At 69.5% G+C, this 26,194-nt stretch carries 26 protein-coding genes and 1 pseudogene; 14 read left to right on the top strand and 13 right to left on the bottom strand.

Annotated elements, in window-relative coordinates; all coding sequences use genetic code 11:
* Nucleotides 1-124 precede the first annotated feature (124 nt).
* On the bottom strand, nucleotides 125-664 hold the full coding sequence (locus CFP66_RS18100) for a fumarylacetoacetate hydrolase family protein (RefSeq protein ID WP_143517295.1): 540 nt from the start codon (nucleotides 662-664) through the stop codon (nucleotides 125-127).
* Nucleotides 665-774: 110 nt separating this feature from the next.
* Between CFP66_RS18100 and CFP66_RS18095 the strand changes: the two genes are divergently transcribed.
* From CFP66_RS18095 to lysS, 4 genes are all read left to right on the top strand, one after another.
* Nucleotides 775-897: a ribosomal protein bL36 gene (locus CFP66_RS18095; RefSeq protein WP_094925674.1), complete on the top strand. Its 123-nt coding sequence runs from the start codon at nucleotides 775-777 to the stop codon at nucleotides 895-897.
* Between the two features lie 1,200 nt (nucleotides 898-2,097).
* Nucleotides 2,098-2,478 carry a 30S ribosomal protein S13 gene (gene rpsM / locus CFP66_RS18090; protein WP_094925673.1) on the top strand — a complete coding sequence of 127 codons (381 nt, stop codon included), beginning with the start codon at nucleotides 2,098-2,100 and terminating at the stop codon, nucleotides 2,476-2,478.
* A 15-nt stretch (nucleotides 2,479-2,493) separates the two neighbouring features.
* A complete protein-coding gene (locus CFP66_RS50325) occupies nucleotides 2,494-2,937 on the top strand; it encodes a DUF3040 domain-containing protein (protein ID WP_094925672.1) in 444 nt (147 codons plus the stop codon).
* A gap of 162 nt (nucleotides 2,938-3,099) precedes the next feature.
* Nucleotides 3,100-4,770 (top strand): lysine--tRNA ligase, encoded by a 1,671-nt coding sequence (gene lysS, locus CFP66_RS18080; RefSeq protein ID WP_094925671.1) that lies wholly within the window; start codon nucleotides 3,100-3,102, stop codon nucleotides 4,768-4,770.
* 74 nt (nucleotides 4,771-4,844) lie between these two features.
* On the opposite strand, the gene CFP66_RS18075 is transcribed toward lysS, so the two are convergent.
* The 5 genes from CFP66_RS18075 to CFP66_RS18060 form a co-directional block, all read right to left on the bottom strand.
* The gene (locus CFP66_RS18075) at nucleotides 4,845-5,093 is read right to left on the bottom strand and encodes a hypothetical protein (RefSeq protein WP_094925670.1); all 249 of its coding nucleotides are present in this window, start codon (nucleotides 5,091-5,093) and stop codon (nucleotides 4,845-4,847) included.
* Nucleotides 5,094-5,132: 39 nt separating this feature from the next.
* Nucleotides 5,133-5,324, bottom strand: coding sequence for a hypothetical protein (locus CFP66_RS47260; protein WP_143517294.1), 192 nt, complete (start codon nucleotides 5,322-5,324; stop codon nucleotides 5,133-5,135).
* 66 nt (nucleotides 5,325-5,390) lie between these two features.
* Nucleotides 5,391-5,789: a hypothetical protein gene (locus tag CFP66_RS18070; RefSeq protein ID WP_094925669.1), complete on the bottom strand. Its 399-nt coding sequence runs from the start codon at nucleotides 5,787-5,789 to the stop codon at nucleotides 5,391-5,393.
* A 265-nt stretch (nucleotides 5,790-6,054) separates the two neighbouring features.
* Nucleotides 6,055-6,222, bottom strand: a complete 168-nt coding sequence (locus tag CFP66_RS47945) for a hypothetical protein (protein WP_158228132.1) — start codon at nucleotides 6,220-6,222, stop codon at nucleotides 6,055-6,057.
* A 197-nt stretch (nucleotides 6,223-6,419) separates the two neighbouring features.
* Entirely contained in the window at nucleotides 6,420-7,079 is a 660-nt protein-coding gene (locus CFP66_RS18060; protein WP_094925667.1) for a response regulator transcription factor, read from the bottom strand.
* 177 nt (nucleotides 7,080-7,256) lie between these two features.
* Here CFP66_RS18060 and CFP66_RS18055 point away from each other — a divergent pair, with 177 nt between their 5' ends.
* Nucleotides 7,257-12,224: an AAA family ATPase gene (locus CFP66_RS18055; RefSeq protein WP_094925666.1), complete on the top strand. Its 4,968-nt coding sequence runs from the start codon at nucleotides 7,257-7,259 to the stop codon at nucleotides 12,222-12,224.
* Between the two features lie 12 nt (nucleotides 12,225-12,236).
* Here the strand turns inward: CFP66_RS18055 and CFP66_RS18050 are convergent, their stop codons facing one another.
* Nucleotides 12,237-12,605, bottom strand: coding sequence for a response regulator (locus CFP66_RS18050; protein ID WP_198961528.1), 369 nt, complete (start codon nucleotides 12,603-12,605; stop codon nucleotides 12,237-12,239).
* A 313-nt stretch (nucleotides 12,606-12,918) separates the two neighbouring features.
* Between CFP66_RS18050 and CFP66_RS18045 the strand changes: the two genes are divergently transcribed.
* The 3 genes from CFP66_RS18045 (at nucleotide 12,919) to CFP66_RS18035 (ending at nucleotide 14,674) form a co-directional block, all read left to right on the top strand.
* Nucleotides 12,919-13,821, top strand: coding sequence for a serine/threonine-protein kinase (locus CFP66_RS18045; protein ID WP_094925660.1), 903 nt, complete (start codon nucleotides 12,919-12,921; stop codon nucleotides 13,819-13,821).
* 281 nt (nucleotides 13,822-14,102) lie between these two features.
* Nucleotides 14,103-14,321: a hypothetical protein gene (locus CFP66_RS18040; protein WP_094925657.1), complete on the top strand. Its 219-nt coding sequence runs from the start codon at nucleotides 14,103-14,105 to the stop codon at nucleotides 14,319-14,321.
* Between the two features lie 68 nt (nucleotides 14,322-14,389).
* Nucleotides 14,390-14,674, top strand: coding sequence for a hypothetical protein (locus CFP66_RS18035; RefSeq protein WP_094925655.1), 285 nt, complete (start codon nucleotides 14,390-14,392; stop codon nucleotides 14,672-14,674).
* 120 nt (nucleotides 14,675-14,794) lie between these two features.
* On the opposite strand, the gene wrbA is transcribed toward CFP66_RS18035, so the two are convergent.
* The 4 genes from wrbA to CFP66_RS18015 form a co-directional block, all read right to left on the bottom strand.
* Nucleotides 14,795-15,412 carry an NAD(P)H:quinone oxidoreductase gene (gene wrbA, locus CFP66_RS18030; protein ID WP_094925653.1) on the bottom strand — a complete coding sequence of 206 codons (618 nt, stop codon included), beginning with the start codon at nucleotides 15,410-15,412 and terminating at the stop codon, nucleotides 14,795-14,797.
* A gap of 70 nt (nucleotides 15,413-15,482) precedes the next feature.
* On the bottom strand, nucleotides 15,483-16,823 hold the full coding sequence (locus tag CFP66_RS18025) for an NAD(P)/FAD-dependent oxidoreductase (RefSeq protein ID WP_094925651.1): 1,341 nt from the start codon (nucleotides 16,821-16,823) through the stop codon (nucleotides 15,483-15,485).
* A complete protein-coding gene (gene cysS / locus CFP66_RS18020) occupies nucleotides 16,808-18,238 on the bottom strand; it encodes a cysteine--tRNA ligase (RefSeq protein ID WP_094925649.1) in 1,431 nt (476 codons plus the stop codon). Before cysS ends, CFP66_RS18025 begins: the two co-directional genes overlap by 16 nt.
* Nucleotides 18,239-18,461: 223 nt before the next feature.
* Entirely contained in the window at nucleotides 18,462-18,923 is a 462-nt protein-coding gene (locus tag CFP66_RS18015; protein ID WP_094925647.1) for an OsmC family protein, read from the bottom strand.
* Between the two features lie 636 nt (nucleotides 18,924-19,559).
* Between CFP66_RS18015 and CFP66_RS18010 the strand changes: the two genes are divergently transcribed.
* The 6 genes and pseudogenes from CFP66_RS18010 (at nucleotide 19,560) to CFP66_RS17985 (ending at nucleotide 24,098) form a co-directional block, all read left to right on the top strand.
* Complete coding sequence (locus CFP66_RS18010) at nucleotides 19,560-20,060, top strand: hypothetical protein (RefSeq protein ID WP_094925645.1); 501 nt, start codon at nucleotides 19,560-19,562, stop codon at nucleotides 20,058-20,060.
* A gap of 395 nt (nucleotides 20,061-20,455) precedes the next feature.
* Complete coding sequence (locus CFP66_RS18005; protein WP_094925643.1) at nucleotides 20,456-21,373, top strand: NADP-dependent oxidoreductase; 918 nt, start codon at nucleotides 20,456-20,458, stop codon at nucleotides 21,371-21,373.
* Nucleotides 21,374-21,463: 90 nt separating this feature from the next.
* A pseudogene (locus CFP66_RS18000) lies at nucleotides 21,464-21,796 on the top strand (alcohol dehydrogenase catalytic domain-containing protein); the annotation flags it as partial.
* 23 nt (nucleotides 21,797-21,819) lie between these two features.
* Complete coding sequence (locus CFP66_RS17995) at nucleotides 21,820-22,254, top strand: GNAT family N-acetyltransferase (RefSeq protein WP_094925641.1); 435 nt, start codon at nucleotides 21,820-21,822, stop codon at nucleotides 22,252-22,254.
* 34 nt (nucleotides 22,255-22,288) lie between these two features.
* On the top strand, nucleotides 22,289-22,768 hold the full coding sequence (locus CFP66_RS17990) for a GNAT family N-acetyltransferase (protein WP_369805097.1): 480 nt from the start codon (nucleotides 22,289-22,291) through the stop codon (nucleotides 22,766-22,768).
* Between the two features lie 109 nt (nucleotides 22,769-22,877).
* A complete protein-coding gene (locus CFP66_RS17985; protein ID WP_198961526.1) occupies nucleotides 22,878-24,098 on the top strand; it encodes an MFS transporter in 1,221 nt (406 codons plus the stop codon).
* Nucleotides 24,099-24,335: 237 nt separating this feature from the next.
* Here the strand turns inward: CFP66_RS17985 and CFP66_RS17980 are convergent, their stop codons facing one another.
* Both CFP66_RS17980 and CFP66_RS17975 read right to left on the bottom strand, forming a co-directional pair.
* Complete coding sequence (locus CFP66_RS17980; RefSeq protein ID WP_094925636.1) at nucleotides 24,336-24,740, bottom strand: four-helix bundle copper-binding protein; 405 nt, start codon at nucleotides 24,738-24,740, stop codon at nucleotides 24,336-24,338.
* 335 nt (nucleotides 24,741-25,075) lie between these two features.
* Nucleotides 25,076-25,996: a ferritin-like domain-containing protein gene (locus CFP66_RS17975; protein WP_094925634.1), complete on the bottom strand. Its 921-nt coding sequence runs from the start codon at nucleotides 25,994-25,996 to the stop codon at nucleotides 25,076-25,078.
* Nucleotides 25,997-26,194 lie beyond the last annotated feature (198 nt).

Raw genomic sequence — 26,194 nt, 5'->3', positions numbered from 1 at the left:
CACATTCGAGGCCGGCCCGACACAGCCGGACGCCGGCCGCCGAGCGCGATGACCACGAACGCCTTCTGAGACGGCTGAAGCGATGACCGACTGTGGACTGTCGTCAGCGGAGGCCGCCAGTCGTCTACAGCTGATTGGAGCTTCCTTTCGTCTTCTTCGTCGACGATGACGATGCTGCGACGCTGTGAGAGCGGCGGGCGCGTGGCGAGCCCGGCACGGCGGGAATTTCAGTCGCGATGGCAGGGCGATGTGAGAACTTCCCCACCACGACCGCGTCGAACCGGGAGGCGGACCGCTGGACCGTGCTGTCGCTCTCCGCGGGGACGTCGCAGACGACTGAGATGTCCAAGTCCGAGCCGTTGCCGAGCTCATCGGCGGCGACGAGCCACGGTCCCAGCGGGCTGAAACCGACGTAGCTCCTGCGCCGCGAGCGGTCGGCGGCGCTACGCACGGTGATGTCGAGGCCGGCGGTGCAGCCCATGCCGGCGTCCATCTCCTTCTCCACCGGGATGCCCTTGCCGCCGCCGTCGAAGTTCATCATCCAGGCCTCGACGCGGCCGAGGGTCCGCTCCTGCACGGCGTGCACCTCGGCGACGCGGTCGCCGTAGTTGCTGCCCGCCGCGATCACCTTGGACGGGCCCGACACCGGCGCCAGCAGCGCCACCTCCGACACCGGCCGTGACCGGCCGGCCGTCGCGACTTGCGGCTGGAGTACTGAGGAATCAACAACTGGGCAGTCCGGTTGTAGCCATCGGACAAGAGAGGAAGTGCGCGATGAAGTCGAGGAGTTCGGTGAGGTCGCTCCGCAAGAAGCGTGGATCGATCGTCACACGTCGCCGTGGGCATGTCGTGGTCCTGAACAAGCGCGAGCCGCGCTGGAAGGCTCGGCAGGCCTGATTCGGGCGGTAGAACGGCATCGCGCCCGCCGAAGCCGCTGGGTGCCATCGCAGGCCTAGTTCCAGCCGCACCGTGGGCGACGGCGCGGAAGACGTCCCGCGCCGTCCCCTGCACCGCGGGGGGCGCGTCGTGAAGCCGGCCGCGTGGCTCGCGGCAGTGGGACTTCGACTCGTTCCCGGCTGCCGCGATGCGGAGGCTTCGTTGCTCGCAGTGCCGCCCCACCGGTGCGGTCCTTCGCCCTGGCGTGCGGATCCGATTCGATCCCCGGTCAGGACACCTCGCGGTCGAGTGGTGACAAGCTCCGCTACCGCCACAACCCCGGTTGGAGGCTGTCGCCATCACATGTCATCCGGTGTCGGCCAGGCTTCCTCGTACTTCCCATCGACGCCTCCTGGACCTCGCAGTCCAGCCTGAGGCCCGCTCCGTCTCGGGTCGCAGGACAGGACTGCGGTCGGAGCTGGCGACTCCTGTCGCCCTGGCCGCCGAGGGGTCTGGGCGAGCCCCCCAAGGCCCCTACTCGGCATCGGCGGGACGCGAGCCGCTCCACACGGGTTACAGGAGCTGAAGCGCGGCGTCGAGCATGGCTTGAATCACCCGGATCGTAGCCTTGACCGAGCGCCTCTCGACCCCAATACTGGACTCTATAGTCCACTGCGTCCTGTCGGCTGCTCTCAACAGGCGGGAGCCGCACATCATGCAGCGTTCGGCGAGAGGAGTGGTCGCGTGCTCATGCGTACCGACCCGTTCCGGGGGTTCGACCGACTGCCCCTGCAGGTGACGGGCGCCTCTCAAGGTGCCCGGCATACATGGGCCGAGGTGTCCCCGTGGCCCTCCCATCAGCGATTTGGTCGAGATGGAGGGCGGGTCTGACGGGCCAGTCGGTCGCTGTGGGCCCTCCACACCCGCTTGATGTCGTCGCCCGAGATCAGCGTTGAGTGCGCCATCAGGGCGCGAGCTTCGACACGGCGGCTCCACGGTGACCTGCGAGAACCTCGTCGGGAGCAGCGCCAGGGCTGACCACCCGGACGTCGCGGTTTTCGGGCGCACCGACCGCACAGCAACACCGAGGAACCGAGCTCACCCACTGGCCACACGGGCCCGGTCCACCCCCGCCTCCAGGCCGGGGCCCGGAACAGACGCGTCGGACCGGGACGGGCTTTTCGGCAGCCTGGCAGAACCGATCGAGGAGCACATCGCCCAATGGCACGACTCTCCGGCGTCGATCTCCCCCGCGACAAGCGGATGGAGATCGCACTCACCTACATCTTCGGCATCGGGCGTACCCGGTCGAAGGAGATCCTCAACGCCACCGGCATCGACACGGACCTGCGGTCGAAGGACCTCACCGACGAGAACCTCGCCGCACTCCGCGAGTACATCGAGACCAACCTCCGCGTGGAGGGCGACCTGCGCCGCGAGGTGCAGGCCGACATCCGTCGCAAGATCGAGATCGGCGCGTACCAGGGAATCCGGCACCGACGGGGCCTCCCGGTGCGTGGCCAGCGCACCAAGACCAATGCCCGCACCCGCAAGGGGCCGAAGAAGACGGTCGCCGGGAGGAAAAAGACCGGTAAGAAGTAATTCCGTCCGCGCGGAGTGGGCCGAGACACGCCGCATCAGGATCGCCAACTCGAACGACGAGCACACCAGCGTCGAAAGCACCACAGCCGACCCGAACTGACCAATATTCCCACTGCGCGAAAGGCGCCGACCTTGGCTACACCCGCCGGCTCTGAACCCGACGGCCGCGATGGTCTGTCCCCCTGGGAGGGGCGGGTACTGGCCGGCATCGCAGCCGACCTGGCCGCGAGCGACCCCCGCCTCGTCCAGAAGATCGATCGCCACGGTTCGTTGCCGACCCGTGGATGGTGGCCGCTGTCGGCGCGCTGCACGGGTCTCTTGCTCCTCGCGCTATGCGTACTCGTCGTCGCCTCGGTCCTGGTACCGGCGTCGGGGTGGCTCATCCTCGGCCTGATCACCGCAGCCGTTGTGGTTCCGTGGATCCTGCTTTGCCTGTCCGACCCGCGCAGATCCGGCTGACGGGACCGCCAGGCAAAGATCTGCGTGACGCGGCGCCCGTCGTGGGCGCGCCTGCCGGAACGTCGGCCGTCCGCCCACCGGACGCAGGATTCGTATGACGCCGGTCGGAGTCCGCGAGGACGATTTGTGAGGACGCGTGTGTGAAAGGAATGGCTTCCTGTTGTGAATGGGTTCTGGGGCTCCGACTGGGTTGCGCGCTTCGCCGACGAGGTGATCGCGACGGCGGACCGTCGGAAGCCGGGCGCGACGATCGTGTGCGCCTCCGGACTGAGCCCGTCAGGGCCTATCCACCTGGGCAACCTACGCGAGGTGATGACACCGCACCTCGTTGCCGACGAGATCAAGCGTCGCGGCCGCGAGTGTCGCCACCTGCTGTCGTGGGACGACTACGACCGCTTCCGCCGCGTTCCCGCGGCCATTGACCCCTCCTACGCCGAGCACATCGGCAAGCCGCTCACGAGCGTGCCCGCCCCGCCCGGTAGCCGGCACACGAACTGGGCCGAGCATTTCAAGGCGTCGATGATCGGATCGTTGGCCGCGTTGGGCATAGAGGTCGACCCCATCAGCCAGACCGCCATGTACACCAGCGGTGCCTACACCGCGCCGGTGCTCCTGGCCATGCGCGAGCGCAAGCGCATCGACGAGATCCTCGGGCGCTACCGCACCAAGGAGTCGGCACCGGACGGCCCTTCGGACGGGGCCGGCACCGCGCCGGCCCCGTCCGAGTACTTCCCGTTCAAGCCCTACTGCTTGCAGTGCGGAAAGGACCTCACCACCGTCGTCCGCTACGACGACGACACCACCGAGATGACCTACGCGTGCGGGTGCGGGCACACGGAGACCGTGCTGCTGCGCGAGTTCACCAGCGGCAAGCTGGTGTGGAAGGTCGACTGGCCGATGCGCTGGGTGTACGAGGGCGTCGATTTCGAGCCCTCCGGCGTCGACCACACCTCACCGGGCTCCTCGTTCCAGGTGGGCGGACTGATCGTCGACGGAGTATTCGGCGGGAAGCCGCCGATCGGCCCGATGTACGCGTTCGTCGGTATCAGTGGCATGGCGAAGATGAGCAGTTCTCGCGGTGCCGTCCCGACCCCCGCCGACGCGCTGGCGATCATGGAGCCCGCGGTGTTGCGTTGGCTGTACGCGCGGCGCAGGCCGAACCAGTCATTCAAGATCGCCTTCGACCAGGAGATCTACCGCCTCTACGACGAGTGGGACGGCCTCGAGCGCCGCGTCGCGGAGGATGAGGCCAGTGCGGAGGAGCAGGTGGCACACGCCCGCTCCACGCAGACCGCCCTCGGCGAGATGCCCCTCACCCCGCGGCCGTTCCCGTACCGGACGCTCGCATCGATCGTCGACATCACCACCGGCGCCGAGGAACAGACGCTGAGGATCGTGCAGGGGCTCGACACCGAGAACCGCGTCACCGACCTGCACGAGCTGCGCCCGCGCCTCGACTGCGCCGAGCGTTGGTCGGTCACCTACCTGCCGGCCGACCAGCACACCACCGTGCGCGCCGAGCCGGACCGCCACCTGCTCGCCTCCCTCGACGAGGGCGCCCGCGAATCCTTGTGGCTGCTGAGCGAGCGCCTCACCGACGACTGGTGCCTCGGCGGGCTCACCTCGCTCGTCTACGGCGTGCCGAAGCTGAGCGCGGGCCTTCCACCAGACGCTGGCCCGACCCAAGAGCTCAAGGCCGCGCAGCGCGAGTTCTTCGCCCTTCTCTACCGGCTGCTCGTCGGGCGCGACACCGGCCCCCGGCTGCCCACCCTCTTGCTGGCGGTGGGGCCCGAGCGGGTGCGCGCGCTCATCGACCCGGCGGGGATCGCCTGATCACCGTGGAACCCGAGCGGCTGGGATGCACTACACGCCTACGTTGCAAGCCGCGTCCGGCCCTTCGCGGCGGATCAGCTGCGGCCACCGTGCGTGCCTGATCCACGGTCGGGGCACAGCGGCGACGTGCAGTCGGTGCAGGGCGGGACCTCGAGGGGTTGGATGCGGAAGTGGTCGGCTGGGTCGATGTCGATCGGCACCATGCGGTCGTCGAGCGACACGCGGACGCAGCGGGTCGTGGCGGTGAGAACGCCGCCCTCGATGTACCGCTGCAGCTGGGGGTCGAACACCTGGACCCTCTGCGCGGGCTGGAAGCCGGTCATGCGGCGGCGCTCCCTTCGCGTGGGTGGGTGGGATGGGTTTCAGGTGAGCTTCGGGAGGGGGCGGGTGTCCCGCTCACCGGGCCTGTCGCCCCAGCCGGGCGAAGCAGGCCGCCACACGCCGTCGGAGGTGTAGCGGGGCCGGGTGGGCGGCGGCTCCAGCGGTATGACGCTCTTCGCACCGCCCGTGGGCTTCTTCCACTGCTTCGGAACCGGGTCGTGAGGCTCAGGCATCGCAGGCGTCTCCGACAGGGACCGTGTCGACCTGCTCGTCGGCGAGGCCGCCGATCGTCGTCCAGCTCATGCCACACCGCCGGCCTGGGCGCGGATCAGCGCGGCGGCGTAGCGGAGCTCCGCCACGACCTCCCGGTCGCCGGCGTTGTCCGACCAGTCGTAGAGGTCCTCCGCCTCCCGGAACCCGAGCGCCGTCATCACGGTGGCCATCACGAGATGCGGGCGGTCGGGCTCGGTGGCACCGGTCCGAGGGTCGTAGTCGCTGACCCCGACGAACGCCTTCTCGGCGTCGACGCCGTCGCGGTAACCGGACACGGCCGCGAGCGCGCCCACGGTGCAGCAGGGCATCCCGGGCTCATACGGCTGGAACAGAGCCCTCGTCCAGTAGTCGCCGACCTCCAGGCCATCGGTCTCGATGAGCGTGGCGGCCTGGTCGATCAGATCGGCGACCTGTGCCGGTGACATGTCCCCAGCGGTCGGCGTGTCGCGCGGTATCGTTTCCATAACGGGTTTCCACTCCGTGCTCGGATCGATTGGTGTGGATCGGGTCTCGTGGACCGTTCGGATCGTGGTCGGCGACCGGCCGAGCCGGCAGGTCCGCCGGGTGGCGGGCAGCCATCACGCCACCCGGCGGATGTCGGTGGGACGGTCGCCCCACAAGCGCACGGGCGACGTTCCACTTCGAGCGGCTGCGCCGGGGCGACGTAGCCGGGAGGGCAGAAGAGTCGGATCAGGCGGCGGGACCGGGCTTGACAGCGGTGGTCTGGCTCGCCTGCCCTGGTACGCCACCAGCGCGAGGGGCCATGTCGTCGATCGGCGTTGCGCCCTGATCATTGACGATGCTGGTGTCCTGCGGATTCGCGTCGACGATCTCGGTAGGGGCGTTGCGCGTCGGCATGCCCCCAAGCGTCGTCACCGGAGCGCGGCTCGTCCGCCCGGTAGGCAGCAATTCGCTGTACCCGGAAGCCGGAACACCCACTACCTGCTGACCGGCACGCGCATGTTCCGCAGCGCTGCTCGCAGGAACGACGCTCAGGGGAGCGTGCGGACGAGAACGAGACGTGCCCGCACGTCGGCGAGGGGCACGGGCGCGGGTCAGTCGCTGTCGAGGAACGTGAGGACAGCCAGCACGCGCCGGTGGCTTTCGGCTGCCGCCGCGATGCCCAGCTTCGTGAGGATGCTGCGGACGTGCTTCTCGATCGTCCCCTCGGCCAGCCACAGCCGGCGGGCTATGCCGGCGTTGGACAGGCCCTCGGCCATGAGCGCGAGCACTTCACGCTCCCGTGGTGAGAGTGGCTGCAGGGGGTCCTCGATCCGGCGGGCCGCGAGCAGCTCCTGCACGAGCGCCGGATCCACGACGGACGCGCCCTTGATGATCCGGTCCAGCGTGGAGAGGAAGTCCTCGACGTCACTGACGCGGTCCTTGAGCAGATAGCCCATGCGCTGCCCGCCCCTGAGCAGCTCCGTGGCCTGCTCGACCTGAACGTGCCCCGACAGGACGAGGATCGCGGTGTCGGGCAGCTCCTGCCGGATCGTGCGGGCCGCGTCCAAGCCCTCGGTGGTGTGCGTAGGCGGCATCCGGATATCGACGATCACGAGGTCCGGGTTCAGCTGCAAGACGTGGGCCATCAGCTCGGTGTGGGTGCCGTAACGCCCGACGATGTCGAACCCGGCCCCCATGAGCAGGCTGGCCAGGCCCTCACGCAGCAACACGTCGTCCTCGGCCACCACCACGCGAGCGCCGCTCTCCGCCATGTCCACGATTATCGACCGGCCACGCCCGGGTTCCACAAATGATCGCGGTCTGACGACGCGTCGGGCAGCGTTCGGGCAGGTCGATCGGTTCCACAAGCCCGGACGAGTGGTCGCCTTCGCCCTCGAACAGGTGTAGGCACTGTGTGCGCGGGCGCCGTTCGTGCGGGGAGGTGTCGGATGGGGGCAGGCGAGGCGTTGCCGGGCCGCGATCCGCAGGCCGAGGTGCTGCACGAGAGCGAGCGCACGCGCGTGAGTCGGCTGTTCCTGACCGGGCGCACGGTCATCCGGAAGGAGCCGCTGGGGCCGGAGGCCGAGCGCCGGCTGCGGCGTGAGCGGGCGATGCTCGAGCGGCTGCGCGATGTCGCGGGTGTGGCGCAACTGGAGGCGCCCCGGTACCCAGGGTCCATCGTGCTGGAGGATGTCGGTGGCAACAGCCTGGCGGGGCTGGCCAAGCCGCTGGCGATCGATGTCCTGATCGGGCTTGCGATGGAGCTGGCCCAGGCGGTGGCGGGGATGCACCGGCGGGGTGTGATGCACCGCGACATCACCCCGGCCAATGTCGTGATCTCCGTCGACGGCGCCCCGTGCCTGGTCGATTTCTCGTTGGCGACCTCGTTCGCCGAGATCCGCCCGGAGTTCACCCACCACACGCAGATCGTGGGGACGTTGGCCTACCTGGCGCCGGAGCAGACCGGACGCACGGGCCGGGCGGTGGACCAGCGCGCTGATCTCTACGCGCTGGGGGCAACGCTGTACGAGCTGGCCACGGGGGAACCGCCGTTCGGCTCCGGGGACCCGCTGCGCCTCGTGCACGATCACCTGGCGCGGGTGCCGGTGCCACCCGCGAAGGTGAACCCGGACGTACCGGGGCCGCTGTCGGAGATCATCCTGCATCTGCTGGAGAAGGAACCGGACCACCGCTATCAGACCGCCGACGGCGTGGTTCACGACCTGGAGCGGGTGCGTGAGGCTCAGATGCGTCCGGCGGCAGCGTCGGTCCGCGTCGGCGAGCACGATGTTCCGCTGCGTCTGCTGCCGCCGCGGCTGGTGAGCCGCGACGACGAGGTGGAAACCCTGCATGCGGCGTTCGAGGACGCGCAGGAGGGCCGGTGCCGGGCGGTGCTGGTCGGGGGGACATCCGGGGTGGGCAAGACCGCGCTCGTCGACGAGCTGCGGCCGCTGGTGGCCGGCCGGGGCGGCTGGTTCGTGGCCGGCAAGTTCGACCAGTACCGGCGCGACCTGGAGTTCAACGGGGTCCACCAGGCGTTCCGGGCGCTCGGGCGGCTGCTGCTGGCCGAGCCCGAGGTCGAGCTGGCCGAGGTCCGGGCACGGGTCCTGGCCGCGCTCGGCCCGAACGCCGGGCTCCTGACCGCGGTGGTGCCGGAGTTCGCCGCGCTGCTGGCGGTACCGCCCGATCCCGGGGATGCGCTGACCGCGCAGAACCGGGCGCAGCGGATGGCCGTGCAGGCGCTGCGGGCGGTCGCGTCGCGGGAACGCCCGGTGGTGCTGTTCCTCGACGACCTGCAGTGGGCCGGGCGCGCCTCGCTCGGCCTCGTCGACATGATGCTCGACGAGGAACCGGTTGAAGGCCTGCTGCTGGTGGGGGCCTACCGCCACGAGGACGTGGACGCGGCGCATCCGCTGGCCGCGCCGCTGTCCCGATGGCACGACCGGGCCGGAGTGCGGCACCTGCTACTGGACAACCTGCCCGTCTCGACCCTCGTCACCATGGTCGCCGAGATACTGCGCACGCACCCGGCCGTGGCGGCCGATCTGGCCGAGGTGATCGGGCCCCACACGTCCGGCAACCCGTACGAAACGGTGGAGCTGCTCAATGCGCTGCGCCGCGACGGCCTTCTCACCCCCACCACCACCGGGTGGCAGTGGGACCCGGCAACCGTGCACACCCACCTGGGCCGCTCTCAGGTCGGCGAGCTGCTCGCGGCGCGCATCGAGACCGTACCGCCGCGGTCCCGGCAACTGCTGGAGGCGATGGCCTGTCTGGGCGGGCGCGCCGAGCTGAGCCTGCTGCAGACTGCGACGGGTGCCCCGGCGGCCGAGGTGCAACCGATGCTGGCGCCCGCCGTCGCGGAAGGCCTTCTCGTCATGGAGCCGGGCGCCCACGATGCGGTGCGGTTCCGCCACGACCGGATCCGCGAGACGATCCTGCGCGGGCTCGACCCGGGGCGGCGACGCACCCTGCAGCTGGCCACGGCCCGGCGGCTGGCCCGGGTGCCGGAGCTGTACGCGGTCGCCGCCGGGCAGTACCTGCCGGTCGTCGACGCGATCGATGATGCAGGCGAGCGGCGTCGGGTGGTGGGGCTGCTGCGACGCGCCGCCGAGCAGGCCATGATGATCGGGGACCATGCGCTGGTGAACGCGCTGCTGGCCGCCGCGCTGCAGCTGATCGAGCCGGGTGAGACCACCACGCTGATCGCGGTTCACACGGGCCGCCACGCCGCCCTCTACGGCCTGGGCCGCCTGGATGAGGCGGACGAGGAGTACCGCACGATCGAAGGGCTGCGCCCTTCCGCATCGGACCGCGCGGACGCGACGGTGGTGCAGGTGAGCAGCCTGACTCACCGGAACCGATTCGCGGACGCGATCGGACTCGGCATCGCCTCGCTGCGTGAGCTCGGCATCACCGTTCCGGTGGCGGACCGGCTCGCCGCCGAGCTCGACGACCAGTTCGACCGCCTGCACCGCTGGCTGGACCGCACCGACGGTGTCGATGATCTGGCTCGGCCCGACCTCACAGAGCCCACGCTGCTGGCCTCGACCCGTCTGATCGACGCAGTCCAGCCGGCTGCGTACTTCGGCGGCGGCCACGCCACGGTCGCCTGGCTGAGTTTGGAGTCCCTGCGGATCTGGCACGAGTACGGCCCTGGTCCCACCCTCATCGGACCCGCCAGCGCCGCCGCCGTCGCCGCGGTGGCGCGGCGCGGTCACCACGCCGCCGGGTACCGGGCGGTGCGCCGGGTCCTGGCGTTGGGTGAGACCCGCGGCTACGAGCCCGGCACCTCCGAAGCCCGCCGCCGGTTCGCCCTGCTGAGCTGCTGGTTCGAGCCGATCGAGAACGGTGTCCGAGCCGCGAAGCGGGCCCGCGAGGGGCTGATCGCGGGGGGCGACCTGGCCAACGCCGGCTACACCTACCACCCGACCGCGCACTACCTGCTGGACTGCGCGCCGTCACTGGACATCCTCGTCGCCGAGGTGGAGGCGGGGCTGACCTTCGTGCGGCGCACCGGCAACGAGCAGACCGGCCAGTGGCTCGACAGCTACCGGTGGCTGGCCGGTGTGCTGCTCGGCGAGAGCGTCGCCACCACCGGTGAGGCGGTGCCCACTGACGGGTACGCCGACAACCCGATGCGGCTCTTCCACGCGCATCTCAGCCACGCGCTCGTCGCCGCGGTCTTCGGCGATCCGAGCGGCCTGGCGCGGCACGCCGCGGCGGCGATGCCGCTGCTACCGGCTTTACCGGGCCTCTACCCCACCGCCGTGGCCCGCCTGCTGCGCGGGCTGGCCCTCGCCGAGCAGGCCCGCGCCGGCGATGGTGACGAACGCGGCGAACTGCTGTCCGAACTGGACGAGGTGACGCGGTGGCTGGCCGCCCGCGCCGCGGACGCGCCGGACAACTTCCGGCACCTGCAGCGGTTGCTGGAGGCGGAGCGAGCCTGGGCGGTCGGCGACTTCCGCGCCGGCGCCCTCGCCTTCGACACCGCCCGGCGCGAGGCCGCCGGCCGGCAGCGCCCATGGCACCGGGCCCTCATCACCGAACGCGCCGCCCGCTTCTACCTCGCACACGGGTTGGAGCAGGCCGGCCGCGACCTGCTCGCCCGCGCGCGGCAGTACTACGCCGCATGGGGCGCGACGGCGAAGGTGGCTCAGCTGGACTGGGCCTACCCGACCCCACGGCTGGGAGCACTCACGGCCGGCGAGCCCGGCGGCGACCGGCGTGCCGATGATCTTCGGCTTTCCTCGACGGTCACGACCGGCACGCTCGACCTGCTCGCCATCCTCGCCGCGTCCCAGGCGCTCAGCTCGGAGACCGACATCGAACGCTTGCACACCCGCGTCGTCGAGGTGCTCAGTGCGATGACCGGCGCCACCAGCGTCCATCTGTTGTTGTGGGACGACGACCACCACGACTGGCTGCTCCCCGCACCGGACCACACGAGGGATGCCGCCACGGCGGGCGGCCCGCATGAAGGCGACCTGCCGATGTCGGCCGTGCGCTACGTCCAGCGGACGGCTGAGATCCTGATCGTCGACGACGCCACCCGCGACGACCGCTTCGCCCGCGATCCGTACATCGTCGGCCTCGAGGCCTGTTCTTTGCTGGCCATGCCCATTCTCGGCCGCGGCGCGCTGCGGGCGGTGCTGTTGCTGGAGAACCGCCTCATGCGCGCCGCGTTCAGCACGGAACGACTCGACGCCGTCCGGCTCATCGCCGCGCAGCTCGCCGTCTCCCTCGACAACGCCCAGCTCTACGCCGACCTCACCGCCTCGCGCGCGCGTATCGCCGCCGCCGCCGACCAGGCGAGTCGGCGGATCGAGCGGGACCTGCACGATGGCGCCCAGCAACGTCTGGTGACGCTCGCCATGCGCGCGCGCATCGTCCGAGCAGCAGTACCGCCCGAGCTCGATGCGCTGCGGGAACAGCTGGAGGCTCTCGCGGCCGAAGCCGCCACTGCGATGACCGAGCTGCGCGAACTGGCCCGCGGCATCCACCCCCCGGCCCTCGCCCAAGGCGGGCTGCTCCCCGCCCTCAACGCGCTCGCCCGCCGATCACGCGTCCCCGTGCAGATCAAGTCGCCCACCGGCCGACGATTGCCGGAACCGGTCGAGATCGCGGCCTACTACGTCGTCGCAGAGGCGCTGACGAACGCCACCAAGCACGCCGAGGCCTCGGTCGTGACGGTGGAGGTCGAGGTCGACACCACCCCGGCCGGCGCCCTCCTGCGGGTCCAGGTGCACGACGACGGCCACGGCGGCGCGCACTTCACCGGCGGAACGGGCCTGCTCGGACTCAAGGACCGCGTGGAGACGCTCGGCGGCCGGCTCGCCCTGCACTCCGCCCCCGGCGCCGGCACCACCGTTCTGGCCGAGTTCCCCCTGCGGTGCGCCGGCACGGACCAGGCCTGACCGGGAGCCACCTCACCCCCGTGTGCCGCCTTCGGCGGCGCGGACCAGCGCCTTGATCACCGCGGCGGACAGCGACGGCTTCCACACGAACCCGATGGCCGGGCTCGCCTCGATCAGGTCGGTGAGATCCTCCTCGGCGTTCACGGAAATCAGAATCAGATGACCGGCGCCGGCGTCCGGACGCGCAGCCAGGCGCCCCGCCAGCTCGAAGCCGTCGGTCGTGCCGAGATCGACGTCGAGGAGCGTCACGTCGGGACGCAGTTCGGCAGCGCGGACGAGTGCCTCGGCGCCCGTCGAAGCGACGCCGACGACCTGGAGGCCCTCCTGTTCGAGCAATGTCCGCGCGGTCAGCAGGAACTCCAGGCTGTCGTCGACGAGCAAGCACCGCAGGGTCACGATCATCAGGCTAAGGCCGGCACGCCGGCCCCACCACACAGCTAGCCGCTATCCGAGCGGGCAGAACTCCATGGTCAACCCTGCCCCACCCTGGCTGCCCTCGAAACGTCGGGCCTCCCTGCTAGCAGGGTTTCCGGCGGACGGATCTCCGGACCGACCTTTGGCTGCTGGCGCGGCAGACAGCACCTCGTGAGCCCGCGATGGTGGATCCGCAGATCGTCGCCCGGCCTGAGCCGCGGACTCCGCACGACCTCCCCCATCGACCCGGACGTCGGCGGCACCGGCCAAGAGGAGCCTCATGACCTTCCGTTGTCGCATCCGGCCCACTCGTCCACTTTCGGGCGCATCGCGCACCCGCGCTGCCGACGAAGCCCCCGTTCCCCGGTGTGGTGAGCTGTTCGGGAGCCGCTACCGTCTCGCGGAACGAGTGGGCCGTGGGGCGACGGCGGACGTGTGGCGCGCCTACGACGAACTGCTGGACCGCGACGTCGCGATCAAGCTGCTCCGCGCGCACGACCCGATCGGCGCCGAGGCGCGGCTCACTGCCCGGGTACGGGATCCCCACGTCGTCGCCGTGCACGACCTGGTGCTGCACGGCGGCTCGGCCTGCCTGGTAATGGACTACCACCCCGGCAGGAGCCTCGCCGAGCTACTGCGGATCCAACGCCGGCTGCCACCGCTCGTCGTCGCCGCACTCGGCCTGCAGCTGTCCGCCGCACTGGCGGCGGTGCACGAGGCCGGCGTCGTGCACTGCGACGTGAAACCGGCGAACCTGGTGGTCGCCGACAACGGCAGGCTGGTCCTGATCGACTTCGGCATCGCCGAGCTGGGTGGCGGTGAGCCGGTCCACCCGGCCCGCCGCACCGGCGACATCGTCGGCTCTCCGGCCTACACCGCCCCGGAGCTCGTTCTGGGCGGGCCGCCGCGCCCCGCCTCCGACCTGTGGTCCCTCGGAACGGTGCTCTTCACCGCGGTTGAAGGCCGGCCTCCCTTCCTGCACGAAGGCATCGCCCCGACGCTCACCGCAGTGCTCCACGATCCGCTCCCCACGGCCTCGCGAGCCGGTCGTCTACGGCCGCTCGTGGAGCGGCTGCTGGTCAGGGACCCTGCGGCGCGACCTTCCTCGGCGGCGATCCGGTCGATGCTCGTCGAGGCCTACCCCGCGGCCTGCGGGGCGGTCCAGCTGAACAGCTCCGCCTAGCTTGCAGGGGTAAGGGCGAAGCTGGTGGGTCGTGTCGTTGCGACACGGACGACGGTGGGTCCTGGCCGGTATCCCGCACTACCGCTGACCGGTAACGACGCATGCCGCTCGCAGGGCGGACGGCAGGCCTCCGAGCGAGCAGGCTGAAGCAGGTCTCGAGCGAGCTACCCGCTGGGACAGGTCGAAGGCCCGGTGCCTGCGTTGCCGCCGACGCGCGGACAGCCCGTGGACAGATGTCCTGCGGCCGCCCGCTGATCGCCACATGAGATGAGGGGCTAGGGATGAGTGACATCGCGCCGAGCGGGACCAACACCACCGGACCCCGCGCACCCCGAGAGGTCAAGACCGAGCTGGTGGAGATGCACGGGAAGGTATTCCGCAAGGTGTACGTCGGGCCGACCACGAGCCACGGCTTGGTCGACGAGTACTGGACCTACATCGGAATGATCGAAGTCGACACCGCCCGACGAGGCCGCATGACCCGGGGGAACCCCCGATGAACGGGCGGGCGCTGACAGGAGATGGCGGCGCAACTGCCGCACGTAGAGGATCGTCGGGAGGAGGAGCTATGACCGTGTACACGGCCGACCATCGAGCGATCTCCGCATGCGCGTGTGTGTACCGCCGCCTACGCGAGGTCGACCGGCTGCTGACCGAGGCGCGCGACCACGTCCTGGACGCCACGGCAGCTCTGGAGGATTCCGCTGACGCCTGCCGGGCGGTCGATCTGCTTCGGCTCGCCGCGCAGAAGCGGGCGGACGCGCACCAGGAAGTCCGGGCAGGGCTGCGGGCGATGGTGAGGCCGGCACCGCCGGTCGACGCTGCACCCGACGACGCTGTGTCCGCCGGCTGACGGCGTCGACCCGACTGCGATGCGTGCGCCGGCCAGCTCGCACAGCGCGTCGGCGAGCTGACCGGCGTGGACGTCTTCGCCACGTCGAGGCGACGTACCCGGCTGTCCGGAAGAGTCAGATCAGGCGGCGAGACCGGACTTGATGGCGGTAGCCATCGTGGCGACCCGCCTGCCCTGGTACGCCGCGGCCGCGCGGGCCGTGTCGTCGACCGGAATCGCGCCCTGACCGTTGACATGGCTGGTGCCGTACGGATTGCCGTCGACGAACTTGATGGGGTCGGTGTAGCCCGGTGCAACGACGATCCCACCAAAATGGTGAAACGTGTTGTACATCGCGAGCAGCGTGGATTCCTGCCCGCCGTGGGCGGTTGCGGTCGCGGTGAATCCGCTGTAGACCTTGTCGGCGAGCAGGCCCTGTGCCCACAGACCGCCGAGCGTGTCGAGGAACTGCTTCAGCTGGCTCGAGACGTTGCCGAAGCGGGTCGGGGTGCCGAAGATGACTGCGTCGGCCCAGAGGATGTCCTCGTGTGTGGCGACGGGGACGTCCTGGGTGGCGGCACAGTGATCGGCCCAGCCCTGGTTCGAGGCGATGGCCTCCTCGGGCGCGAGCTCCTGGACCTTGAGCAGTCGGACGTCGGCCCCGGCGTCCTTCGCCCCCGAGAGAATGGAATTGGCCAGCTCGTAGACGGTCCCGGTCGACGAGTAGTAGACGACGGCGACCTTGGTGAGTTCGGGCATTCTATCGACCTTTCGGTGGTTGACGGAACAGGAACCCGGGTCGGGCTCGGATCGATCAGGCCGAGATTGTTCAGGAAAGGTCCTGTTCGCTCGGCACGGTGGGTCGGCCGCCACTGACGAAAGCGTCGCGTGGGTGCTGCACCGACGCCAGCGAGAGGATGTCTCGCCCGAACAACCCGGCGGTCAGCCAGACCACGAGCACGCGGACCTTGCGTTCCCAGCTGGGCACGGCCAGCACGTGGTAGCCACGGTGCATCAGCCAAGCGAGGGGCCCGGTGATCACGAGCCGCCGGTACTGGAAGATGCCGTGACCGATGCCGAGCGTCGCAACAGCCCCGAAGCTGTGGTGCCGGTAGTTCTTCGGTTTCCCGCCGTGCAAGGTCGCAGCGATGTTGCGGGCGAGCAGCTTGCCCTGGCGGACGGCGTGTTGGGCGTTGGGCACCGTGCGGGTGCCCGGGGTCGGGGAGGTGAGGTCCTCGATCCCCGCGTCGTCCCCGGCGGCCCACGCGTCGGGAACCGGTTCGGTGGCGGTGCCGACCCGCAGGTCGGGCCGGGTGATGAGGAACCCGCGCTCGTCCACTGGCAGGTCGGTGTGCATGCCCACGACCGGGTTCGCCGCGTTGCCCGCCGTCCACACGATGAGCTCCGAGTCGAGCTCCTCGCCGGTGGAGAGCACCACGTGCCCGCCGGTCGCCGACCTGATCTGCGTGTCCAGGTGCACCTGCCCACCTCGGTGTTGCAGGAAGCGCACGACCCACCGGCCATGCGGTTCGGTGACCTCGGGCAGGATCCGGCCTGACGCCTCGACGAGGTGGAACTGCAGCTCGTCGCGGTGCAGTTCGGGGTAGCGCCGCAGCAACGCGGTCGCCAGCGACAGCAGCTCGGCGAAGCCCTCGACGCCGGAGAAGCCGCCGCCGACGAAAGTGACGGTGAGCAGCTTCTCCCGCCGTGGGCCCGGCGGGAGCGTGGCCGCCAGGTCGAAGGAGGTCAGTAGCCGGTCGCGGATCGCGACCGCCTCCTCCACGTGCTTGAGACCGATCGCCCACTCGGCGATACCGGGAACCGGGAACTTGCGGGTGACCGCGCCCGCGGTGATCACGATGAGGTCGTAGCCCAGTTCGAACGTGTCGCCGTCGGCGGGCCGGACCGTGACCACGCGGTGCTCGTGGTCGATCGCGTTGACCATCCCGGCGACGACGCGCGTGCGGTGCAGGTGGCGGCGCAGCGACACGGCGGCGTGCCGGGCCTCGATCGACCCGGCCATCACCTCGGGCAAGAACGGCTGGTATGTCATGTATGGCCGCGGATCGACGACCGTCACCTCGGCCTCGCCGCGACGCAGCTTCTTCTCGAGTTTCCATGCGGTGTAGAAGCCGGCGTAGCCGCCACCGATGATCAAGATCTTGCGCATGGAACCCTCCCATTTCTGGCCGAACTCCAGGTCGGGCCGTCCGAGGTGTCCCGGACCTGCACGCCGGCGGCCAGCAGCCGACCGCGCACCGCGTCGGCCGTCACGAAGTCGCGCAGGGCACGAGCCTCGTCCCGCTCCCTCAGTAGTTGGCCGACCAGCGCGGAGAGCGCCGACTCCGCAGCTGCTGACGTCCGCACCGCCGAGCTCGCCCAGGGCTCGGTCAGCGGGTCGAGGCCGAGCACGCCGGCCATCGCGCGCACCGCAGCCCCCGCGGCGGGCGCGGCTCCCGCATCGCCCCGGTCGAGGGCCGCGTTGCCGTCGCGCACGACGCGGTGGATCGTGGCAATCGCCGCCGGGGTCGCCAGGTCGGCGTCGAGGGCCTCGACGAACCCCCTCGGCAGAGCCTTGTCCGGCGGCGCCGTCCCGTGCCGTTCGGCCAGCCGGCGCAGGAACGACTCGATGCGCCCGTACGCCGCACCAGCCTCGGCCAGGGCCGTGTCCGAGTACTCGATCACCGACCGGTAGTGCGGCGCCACCAGGAAGTAGCGGAGCCGAGCACCCCCGACGCGGCGCAGGAGCGCGTCGACGGACACCGTGTTGCCGATCGATTTCGACATCTTCTCGCCGGCCGCCGTGATCAACGCGTTGTGGGTCCAATAGCGGGCGAACCCGTCTCCGGCGGACCGGGACTGCGCACGCTCGTTCTCGTGGTGCGGGAACAGCAGGTCCCGGCCGCCGCCGTGGATGTCGAACTCGGCGCCCAGGTAGGTGGTCGACATGGCGGAGCATTCCAGGTGCCATGCCGGGCGACCCCGACCCCACGGGCTCGGCCACGACGGCTCGCCCGGCCTGGCTGCCTTCCACAGGGTGAAGTCACGGGCGTCCCGTTTTCCCGCGCCACCGTGTCCCCGGTCGCCGGGCCGCATCTGCTCGAGACGTTGTCCGGACAGGCCCCCGTAGTCGGGGTAGGAACGCACGTCGAAGTACACGTCCCCACCCGGCACCGCGTAGGCCTGGCCGCCGTCGGTCAAGCGGTGCATGAGTTCGACCATCTGCGGAACGTGCCCGGTGGCCCGCGGGCTGATCGAGGGCGGCAGGCAACCCACCGCGCGGTAAGCGGCGTCGAAGGCGCGCTCGTGGGTGGCGGCCCACTCCCACCACGGCCGACCGGCGTGGGCTGCGGCGGCCAGGATCTTGTCCTCGATGTCGGTGACGTTGCGCACGAACCGGACGTCCAGCCCGCCGCACGTCAGCCAGCGGCGAAGAACGTCGTAGACGACGGCGCTACGCAAGTGTCCGAGGTGCGCGGGCCCCTGCACGGTGGCCCCGCACACGTACATCGATGCAGTGCCTGCCAGGTGGGGGACGAACTCCCGCTCCTGCTGGGCAGCGGTGTCGTACAGCCGAAGGACCATCGCTCAGCCGCCCTGGCACCGCTGCGCGAGCCAGGGCTCGCCCCGGTCGCGGTAGCCGTCGTGCTCCCAGAACACCTGGTCATCGCCCCACTCGGCACGGCCTCGCGTGGTCGCCACAGCGTGATCCTCTTGTTCGAGTTGCCGATATCGGGCCTGAGCGGGTTGAACCGCGGTCGGACCTGCCGTTTCCGCCCTCCGTGCGTGGCCGCCGACGGCACCTGGGTCAGGACGAGGTCGTCGCCGAGGCGGCGAGCGCACCCGGCCCGTTCGCGATGTCGGTCCGGACACTCCACGCGAACTGGAGCAGCAGGGTGACCGGGGAGTTCTGCACAATGTTGATCATCGTCTGGAAGTCCTGCTCGGGGATCTCCTCCGACAACCGGACGGTGCGATGCAGGTAGCGCGACGACCCGACCGCCCTCGGCTGGTGGTACGCGACGTCCACGGTGATGTCGCCGGCGTAGTCGTACTTGCGATCCGCATAGCCGCGCAGGGTGATGGCAGTGCAGGAGGCGAGCGCCATCATCAAGTACTCGGTCGGGGTCGGGCCCGCACCCGGCGCACCGGTCCCCGGGTCGTCGGCCAGGCCCACGAACTCCCCGGCCCGGATCTCCGTCTCGAGCCGACTCGTGGCCAGCAGCGTCGCTCGTGCGGTCGCGACGACCGGGTCACCCTCCGGGCTCATGCCTGCTCCTTCCGATCGGTGGCCGGCCTCACAGCCGGCCGCTCCCCACAGACCTGTATCCAGTCCCCGCAGCACGGCAGTTCGGTTCACCAGGATCAGCTTCGACGCCAGTACCGGCGGGCTCTACAGTCGAACCAGACAGCCGAGCTTAGTAGTACCAGCCAGTCCAGTCGAGGGTGCAGGCGGCCCTCCATGGCGGCCCACATCGCCTCGCGGCGGCACCGAAGCCCGGGCGAGCGCCTGGCCTGCCAGCCACGGTCCCCAGCGGTCGCAGCCATCCGCCGAGGTGCCCGCACGTAGCCGCACCCCCCAGCTCGTCGCCTTGACCGCAGGCTCGCAGGACCCTGATACTCGGACTGCATAGTCCATAGTGTCAGGCTCCCGACCACTCGACGGGCGGGGGCCACACATCGGGCGGGCTGACGACGCCTCCGGCACGACCCCCGGGTCCGTTGAGACAGCCGATATCGCTGGCCGCGCAGCAGCTGAGCCGACGGAGTCGAAACAGCCAGACCAGCAACGACAGCAGAGTCGTGGCGGCAGCGATGGGGCAGCTGATGGATACGTTGACCAAGGCGCTCGCCCGCAACGCGGTCGCCATCACCAGCCGGAATCCGGACGAGAAGAGCAACCGCGATGAGCGAGCACCCGAGCTTCACGCCGACTTCGCCGATCATCGGTCTCCCGTTGAAGCTGTCCGCTGCCGTCATCACAACTGACGGCGGCCGGGCTCGCGGCGGTGGGCCCGATCACCTCCGGCAGTTGAAGCTCTCGCTCAGCGCGCGCGTGCTGGGCGGGATCGACATCCTGCTGGCCACCACCACGCAGTCCAGGGATTGCGCGGTCAACTCCGCTGAGGAGATCCCGGCAACAGAACGTCTCGAGATGCACGTCAACTCGATCTTGTTGAGCTCGCTGCCGCGCCTCATCCACCTCTCCGGCCGAAGCCTCGGAGCGCACGATGACGGGACCCGGGCTTACACGCTGACGCTGAGCTTCTCCGATGGGAGCGCTATCGCAAAGTCGTGGAGCACACCCTTCGAGGTGCCGCGCTCACCACTCATCGACTCCGAATGGCACCTGACCGTGCCGTTCAACCACTCGTTGACGCCGGCATCCTCTCCCTGCACCCCGTGACATCAGGTTGTCCCCACGGCGGCGACGTCACGCCCATGACCCGCCCGACCACTGCGACCACTCACGATCACCTGGTTCGCCGACCTCTTGGTGACGAGGCTCCCTGCGGGTGGTCGTAGTCGCCCCTCACCAGGTATGCCGATGTCAACTAGACTGAGGCGTCCAATGCAGAGTAGCGTGGCACCGATCGGTAAGCCTCCGGCGGCCACCGGCGGGTTTGCGCATCACCGCACCTGACGGCCCTGCCGGGGCACGCCGGTGCAGCGCCTCCGCCTCCGGTATCGCTCGTTCCCGGCCAGGTCGGATGCCCCTGCACCAGAGTTGAACTGGACGAGATGGTCCATGCCAACGCCCGCAGGGCGTGGCAACGGTGACTGAATACGAGGAGGTGCCGGATGAAGGCGATCGTGGTGACGGAACAAGCCGCGGGAACGGCCGGGATGACGCTCGCGGAGCGGCCGGAGCCCGAGGCGGCGGGGAACGACGTCCTCGTCGAGGTGCATGCGTCGGGGTTCACGCCGGGTGAGCTCACGTGGCCCTCGAGCTGGTCCGATCGCCTCGGTCGGAACCGGACACCGTCGATTCCCGGGCACGAGCTGGCCGGAGTGGTCAGAGCCCTCGGCTACGGAACGACGGGGCTTTCCGTGGGACAGCGGGTGTTCGGCCTCACCGACTGGACTCGCGACGGCACCCTCGCGGAGTACGCGGCCGTCGAGGCGCGCAACCTCGCGCCGCTGCCGGGCGACGTCGACTTCACGGTGGGCGCGAGCCTGCCGATCTCAGGCCTGACCGCATGGCAGGGACTGTTCGAGCACGGCCGCCTTCGGGCGGGGCAGAGCGTCCTCGTGCACGGTGCGGCCGGCGGGGTCGGCTCGATGGTGACGCAGCTCGCGCGAGAGGCTGGGGCCTACATCATCGGCACCGGGCGAACCGCCGACCGGCAGACCGCGCTCGACTTCGGCGCGCAGGAGTTCCTCGACCTTCAGATCGACTCGCTGGAAGACATGGGTGGAGTCGACCTGGTGTTCGACGTCATCGGCGGAGACGTCCAGAAGCGGTCCGCGGGTCTGGTTCGAGCCGGAGGAACACTGGTGACCATCGCCGGTCCCCCCGAGGCGCGACCAGCCGATGGCCTGGCCATCGACTTCGTCGTCGAGTCCGACCGTGCTCAGCTCGGCGAGGTCGTCCGGCGCGTGCGGGACGGGCGACTGCGGACAGACATCGGCAACGTCGCGACCCTTGACGACGCCGTTGGCGCCTTCAACCCGACCGAGCGGGTCAAGGGGAAGACGATCATCCGCGTTCGTCCGTGACGACTTCGCAACGCGGTCGTCAGGCGGCAGATCTGCGCAATGCGGACCCAACGCGCTGTATAGGGCGAAGACCGAAACATGAAGGTGTCCATGAAAGCGATCGTGGTGACGGACCAGGCCGCCGGGACGGCTGGGATGAAGCGGGTGGAACGGCCTGATCCGGATGCGGCGAGGCTCGCCAGCCTCGCCGGCGCGAGCTACGGCGATGTCATCGTCGAAGTTCATGCGTCGGGATTCACCGGGAATGAGCTGGAGTGGCCCTCGACCTGGGTCGATCGCCTCGGGCGGGACCGAACACCGTCGATCCCCGGCCACGAGCTGGCCGGCGTGGTCACCGCCCTCGGCTACGGCACGACCGGTCTGTCGGTGGGACAGCGGGTGTTCGGCCTCACCGACTGGACTCGCGACGGCACCCTCGCGGAGGCACTCGACGAAGGGACCCTCCCATGACCGACCCGACCGCACCGGACCGCTACGCCTTCGCGTATCCCGACGGAAAAGCCACCCTCAGCCAGGATCAGACCGTCCTCATCGACGAACTGCTCGACGATCCTCACGCCTCCGCGTCCGACTTCGAAGTCGTCAACGACGAGAAGGTCAACATCTACGAAGCCATCATCGGCGAGCGCGAGGTGGCCGGGCTGTCGTACAACGTCGCCGACGACGACCGGCTCGTGCTGCTGGCCGTTTCGGTGTTCCCCGACTTCCGCAATCAGGGCATCGCCACCGAGCTGATCCGACGCGTCCTCGACGACGTGCGCACGCGGGGCAAGACGATCACCATCATGTGCCCGATCGTGCGCACCTTCATCGAGAACAACCCCGAGTACGCCGACCTCGTCGACTCCAAGCGCCCAGGAGTGGCGAAGGGGGCGCACTGATCCTGACCAATCCACCGACTTCCGCGCAGAGAGTGTGACCTTGACGATCAACATCGAGGCCGAGGCGGCCACCCGAGAAGCGAACAACGCGGCGCTCATCGCTGCTCTGGACGAGAGCAGCCCCGGTGCGGTGGAGTCGAGCTGGGTGCTCGATGTCATCAACGACGCGGAGCGCGGTCGCTGGATCGCCACCCTCGGCGCCGAGGCGATCGCCGAGCTCTCGTACCGGTTCGTGGGCCTCCGCGTTGTGCTGCTGACGACCTGGGTCGATCCGGCCGCCCGCCACAACCGGGTGGCCACGGAGCTCATCGCTCACGTCTTGGATGAGGTCCGCGAGAGCGGAAAGAAGATCACCATCATCTGCCCGGTCGTGGGTGCGTTCATCGCCCGCCACCCGGAATACCTCGACCTGATCGACAGGGTTCATCCCGGTTCCGGCGCCTATCCGCAGCACGAACCCGCGAAGGGCAACCACGACGAGGACATTGCCACGTTCGAGCGCGACCTGGCGTAGTCACACGGAGTTCAGCCGTGATTGAACGCGACGGGTAACCCGCAGCTACGGCGACCTGTTCACCTCAGAGCCCGAGAAAGGCACCAGCTCGATGCACAACATGGCGCCGGTGACCCACGTGGCCGGCCGGGACAGAACGCTCCGGCTGGCTTTCGTGTCCGCAGTGGTCTCACTGGTGGCAGCTTTTGCCGCGGTGGGCTCCACGATACCTTTGTTCAACATCTACCGGGCCGAGGAGGGGTTCACCAACGCCGACATCTCGATTACCGTCGTCGCCTACTCCGTCGCCACCCTCACCACGCTGCTGGTGCTGGGGAGACTCTCCAACCATCTGGGCCGACGACCCATCTCGATCGCCGGCCTCGTCCTGCTCCTGCTCGGCTGCGTGCTGTTGTTGAATGTGCACGGCATAGGCATCCTGATCGCCGGTCGGCTCCTGATGGGCCTCGGCGCCGGGCTGGCCAGCAGCAGCATCACCTCCTACGTCGTCGATGCGGCACCGGCCAGGCCGGCCTGGTTGGCCTCCGTCGCCTCAAGCCAGACGATCATGCTCGGCCTTGCCGTCGGCGCCGTCGCCTCCGGCGCCCTGGTCCAGTTCGGTCCCTGGCCGCGGGAGCTCATCTTCCTGGTGGTCATCGCCCTCCTCCTGGCGTCCCTGACGCTGACCGTCGTCAGCCCGGAGACCGTGACCCGGATGCCGGGTGCGTGGCGATCGCTGCAACCCCGGGTCTACGTGCCGGCCCGGGCCAGGAGCCTGCTCCCGGTCGCGGCCGCGGTGTTCTTGGCCACCTGGGCGGCCGGTACCTTCTACCAAGCGTTCGTTCCCGCGCTCGTCGCGGAGCAGCTTCACACCAGCAGCCCGCTCATCGTCGGACTGGTGTTCGCCGCCTACATGGCCTCCAGCGTTCTCGGTGCTCCCCTCGGCGGCCGGTTCACACCAGCGGCAGCGCAACGCATCGGCATGATCGCCTTCCTGGCCGGGATGATCGGCCTCATCGCAGCGCTCGCCACCGGCACACTGGCGTTGTTCATCACCGCGACGATCGTCGCCGGCGCCAGCCAAGGCGTCGCCATCAGCGCCGCCATTCGCGGCCTGCTGCACGGCAGCACCCTGGCCGACCGGGCACCGATCTTCAGCGTCATCTACCTCCTCAGCTACAGCGGTGCGACGATCCCTGCGCTCATCGCCGGCCAGCTCTCCAGCACCTTCTCGCTACCGCAGATCGCACTCGGATACGGCGCGCTCGCCCTCGTCGCAACCCTGTTCACCGTCATCGCCGCACGTAACCCACGTACCGGTCCGACCGGGATCGCTCGGCTCGGTGCGTGATCACCAACCTCAAGGTTGTAGATCGCATTGGCCGCCGCCCTGCTCAGCTGCCATGCGATGGCGAAGGAGAACCATTCGAGCGGACCGCGGACCTTCACGGGGAGGTGCATCGCGTAGGCATCAATCGGTCCGATCGACTGCACCCACGGGGCGAGTGAGTCGTCGAGCGAGCCCAAGTACTTCGACGCGGCGCGCTGTTCCTTGGTCGCGCGGCTCCCCGTGAGAGTCGTGGTCACCTCACAACCGTTGCAACAGCTGCCGACACGCTTCCTCGCACCGCCGACACACCTCGGCGCAGATGCGGCAATGTTCATGGCGCGCAGCGTGCAGCTCGCACTCCTCGGCGCAGGCAACGCACGAGGCGAGACAGGCCTCGACGGCCGCCCGAGTGACCGTCACGTCAACAACTGCGCGACGCGACAGGATGCTCGTCGTCGTGGCGCACACGTCCGAGCAGTCGAGGTCCGTCCGTATGCACTTGATCAACGAAACGACGTCCGGCTCCGCCATGCAGGCGTCGGCGCACGCAGCGCAGGCTTGGAAGCAGGCGGCGCATTCTTCGATGCACTTGATCAATGCGTCATCGAAGGCCGGCCGGGAACCCGGGTGGGAGTCGGCCATCTGTCTGGCAACCAGGGACATCGTGGGATCCTCTCGTCGTCTCGACCTCCTGCGGGGACGGTGCCGGTGACGGTGACGCTGTAGAGGCGACTGGTGTGACGTGGCCATGACCCGGCTCCCAGCCACATTGCGACGATGACCATTGCGGCCATGCCGACGATGAACGCGCCCAGACCCAACTGGGCGGCCTGCCACGACTTCACGGTGCGCGGTGGGCCGCCCCGTCCTCCGGGAAGTAGGCGCCGGCGCTCGACCCGGTCACCGAGACAGACATCTACGCGGCGACGCCCACGGACCGGCGGAACAGCTCATTCAATGAGCATCCCGTCGACACGGCTGAATGGCGGAGGTAGGGACTAGTCCGCGGCCGGCCCAGCGCCTCGGACGATGTCCCCATTGAGTCCATCCGGGTAGAAGCCGCCGGAAGAAGCCCCTTGGGGGTCGAGGTAGACGATGTTGAGGATCTGCACAGCACTCCTGCCGAATGTGCGGCCGTACTCATCGGTGGGAACCAGGTTGGCCTCGTCCTTCGTACCGAGATCCTGATCATCGTCAGCCGGCCCGCTGACCGCGTTGCGAATCGCGGAAATCTTGTGGACGACGTCGAACACCGAGTCATCCACGAGCCCTTCGCTGAACAGCGTGGCCCGCACCACCCCCGCGTGGTAGGCCTCGGTGGCCAGCAGACCGGCTGCTGCGTCCAGGTAGGTCTTGTTGGAGATGAACGGCGCTGCACCCTTGAACGCAGTGACGCCGACGTCCTCGAAGAGGAACGCCGCGAAAAGGAAGTTGCGGTCGTTCGCATAGGCGTCGAAGACCTCCCCGGGCTTGATCAGTCCGGCCGCGGTCGCCGCGGCGGTGAAGCTGTTGTCGAGGGAGATCCGTGGCCGCGCGGCGGCCGCGTCACCGAGTGCGTCGCGGAGGAATGCGACGTGGGCTCGCTCGTCCATGGCGATCTCGCGGGCGATGTTCTTGATCAGCGGGCTGCGGAAGTCGACCTGACGACCACCGGACACCGCGCCGGCCTTTCCCGTCCCACCTACCATGTCATCAGGCAGACCCTGACCCGTTGCGCCACGAAGGTAGAACTCGGCTTCGAGGTACTCCAGGTTGAGCGCGAAATTCAGGATCGAACTGTCACTCGGCCCGCCTTCTTCGGTCGTGGCCGTCGGCGCATCGGCGCCGGCTTCGGCAACCATGCTGGTGAGCTTGGCGCGATCTTCGGCTGTTTCGGCGCTGCGGTTGATGGCGTCGTCGATGAAACGGTTCTCAGACATCCTGACTCCTGTGCTGTTCGATGGTGACGGTCACGCTTGGCGGCAAGTCGCTGTTCGTCGATGGCGAGGACGACAAAACGACTCGGGACACTAGGGCGTGTCCTGTAAGGGTTGTGACCTGCCGTCGGTGATCATGACCAGGTGGTAGGGCGCGGGGAGCTGACCGACAAAGCCTGGACCCAGATCGAGCCGTTGCTG

The sequence above is a fragment of the Pseudonocardia sp. MH-G8 genome, from assembly GCF_002262885.1.
Lineage (GTDB): Bacteria > Actinomycetota > Actinomycetes > Mycobacteriales > Pseudonocardiaceae > Pseudonocardia.
Note: the sequence above shows the minus strand (reverse complement) of the source record. Positions and strands in the feature narration are given on the sequence as shown.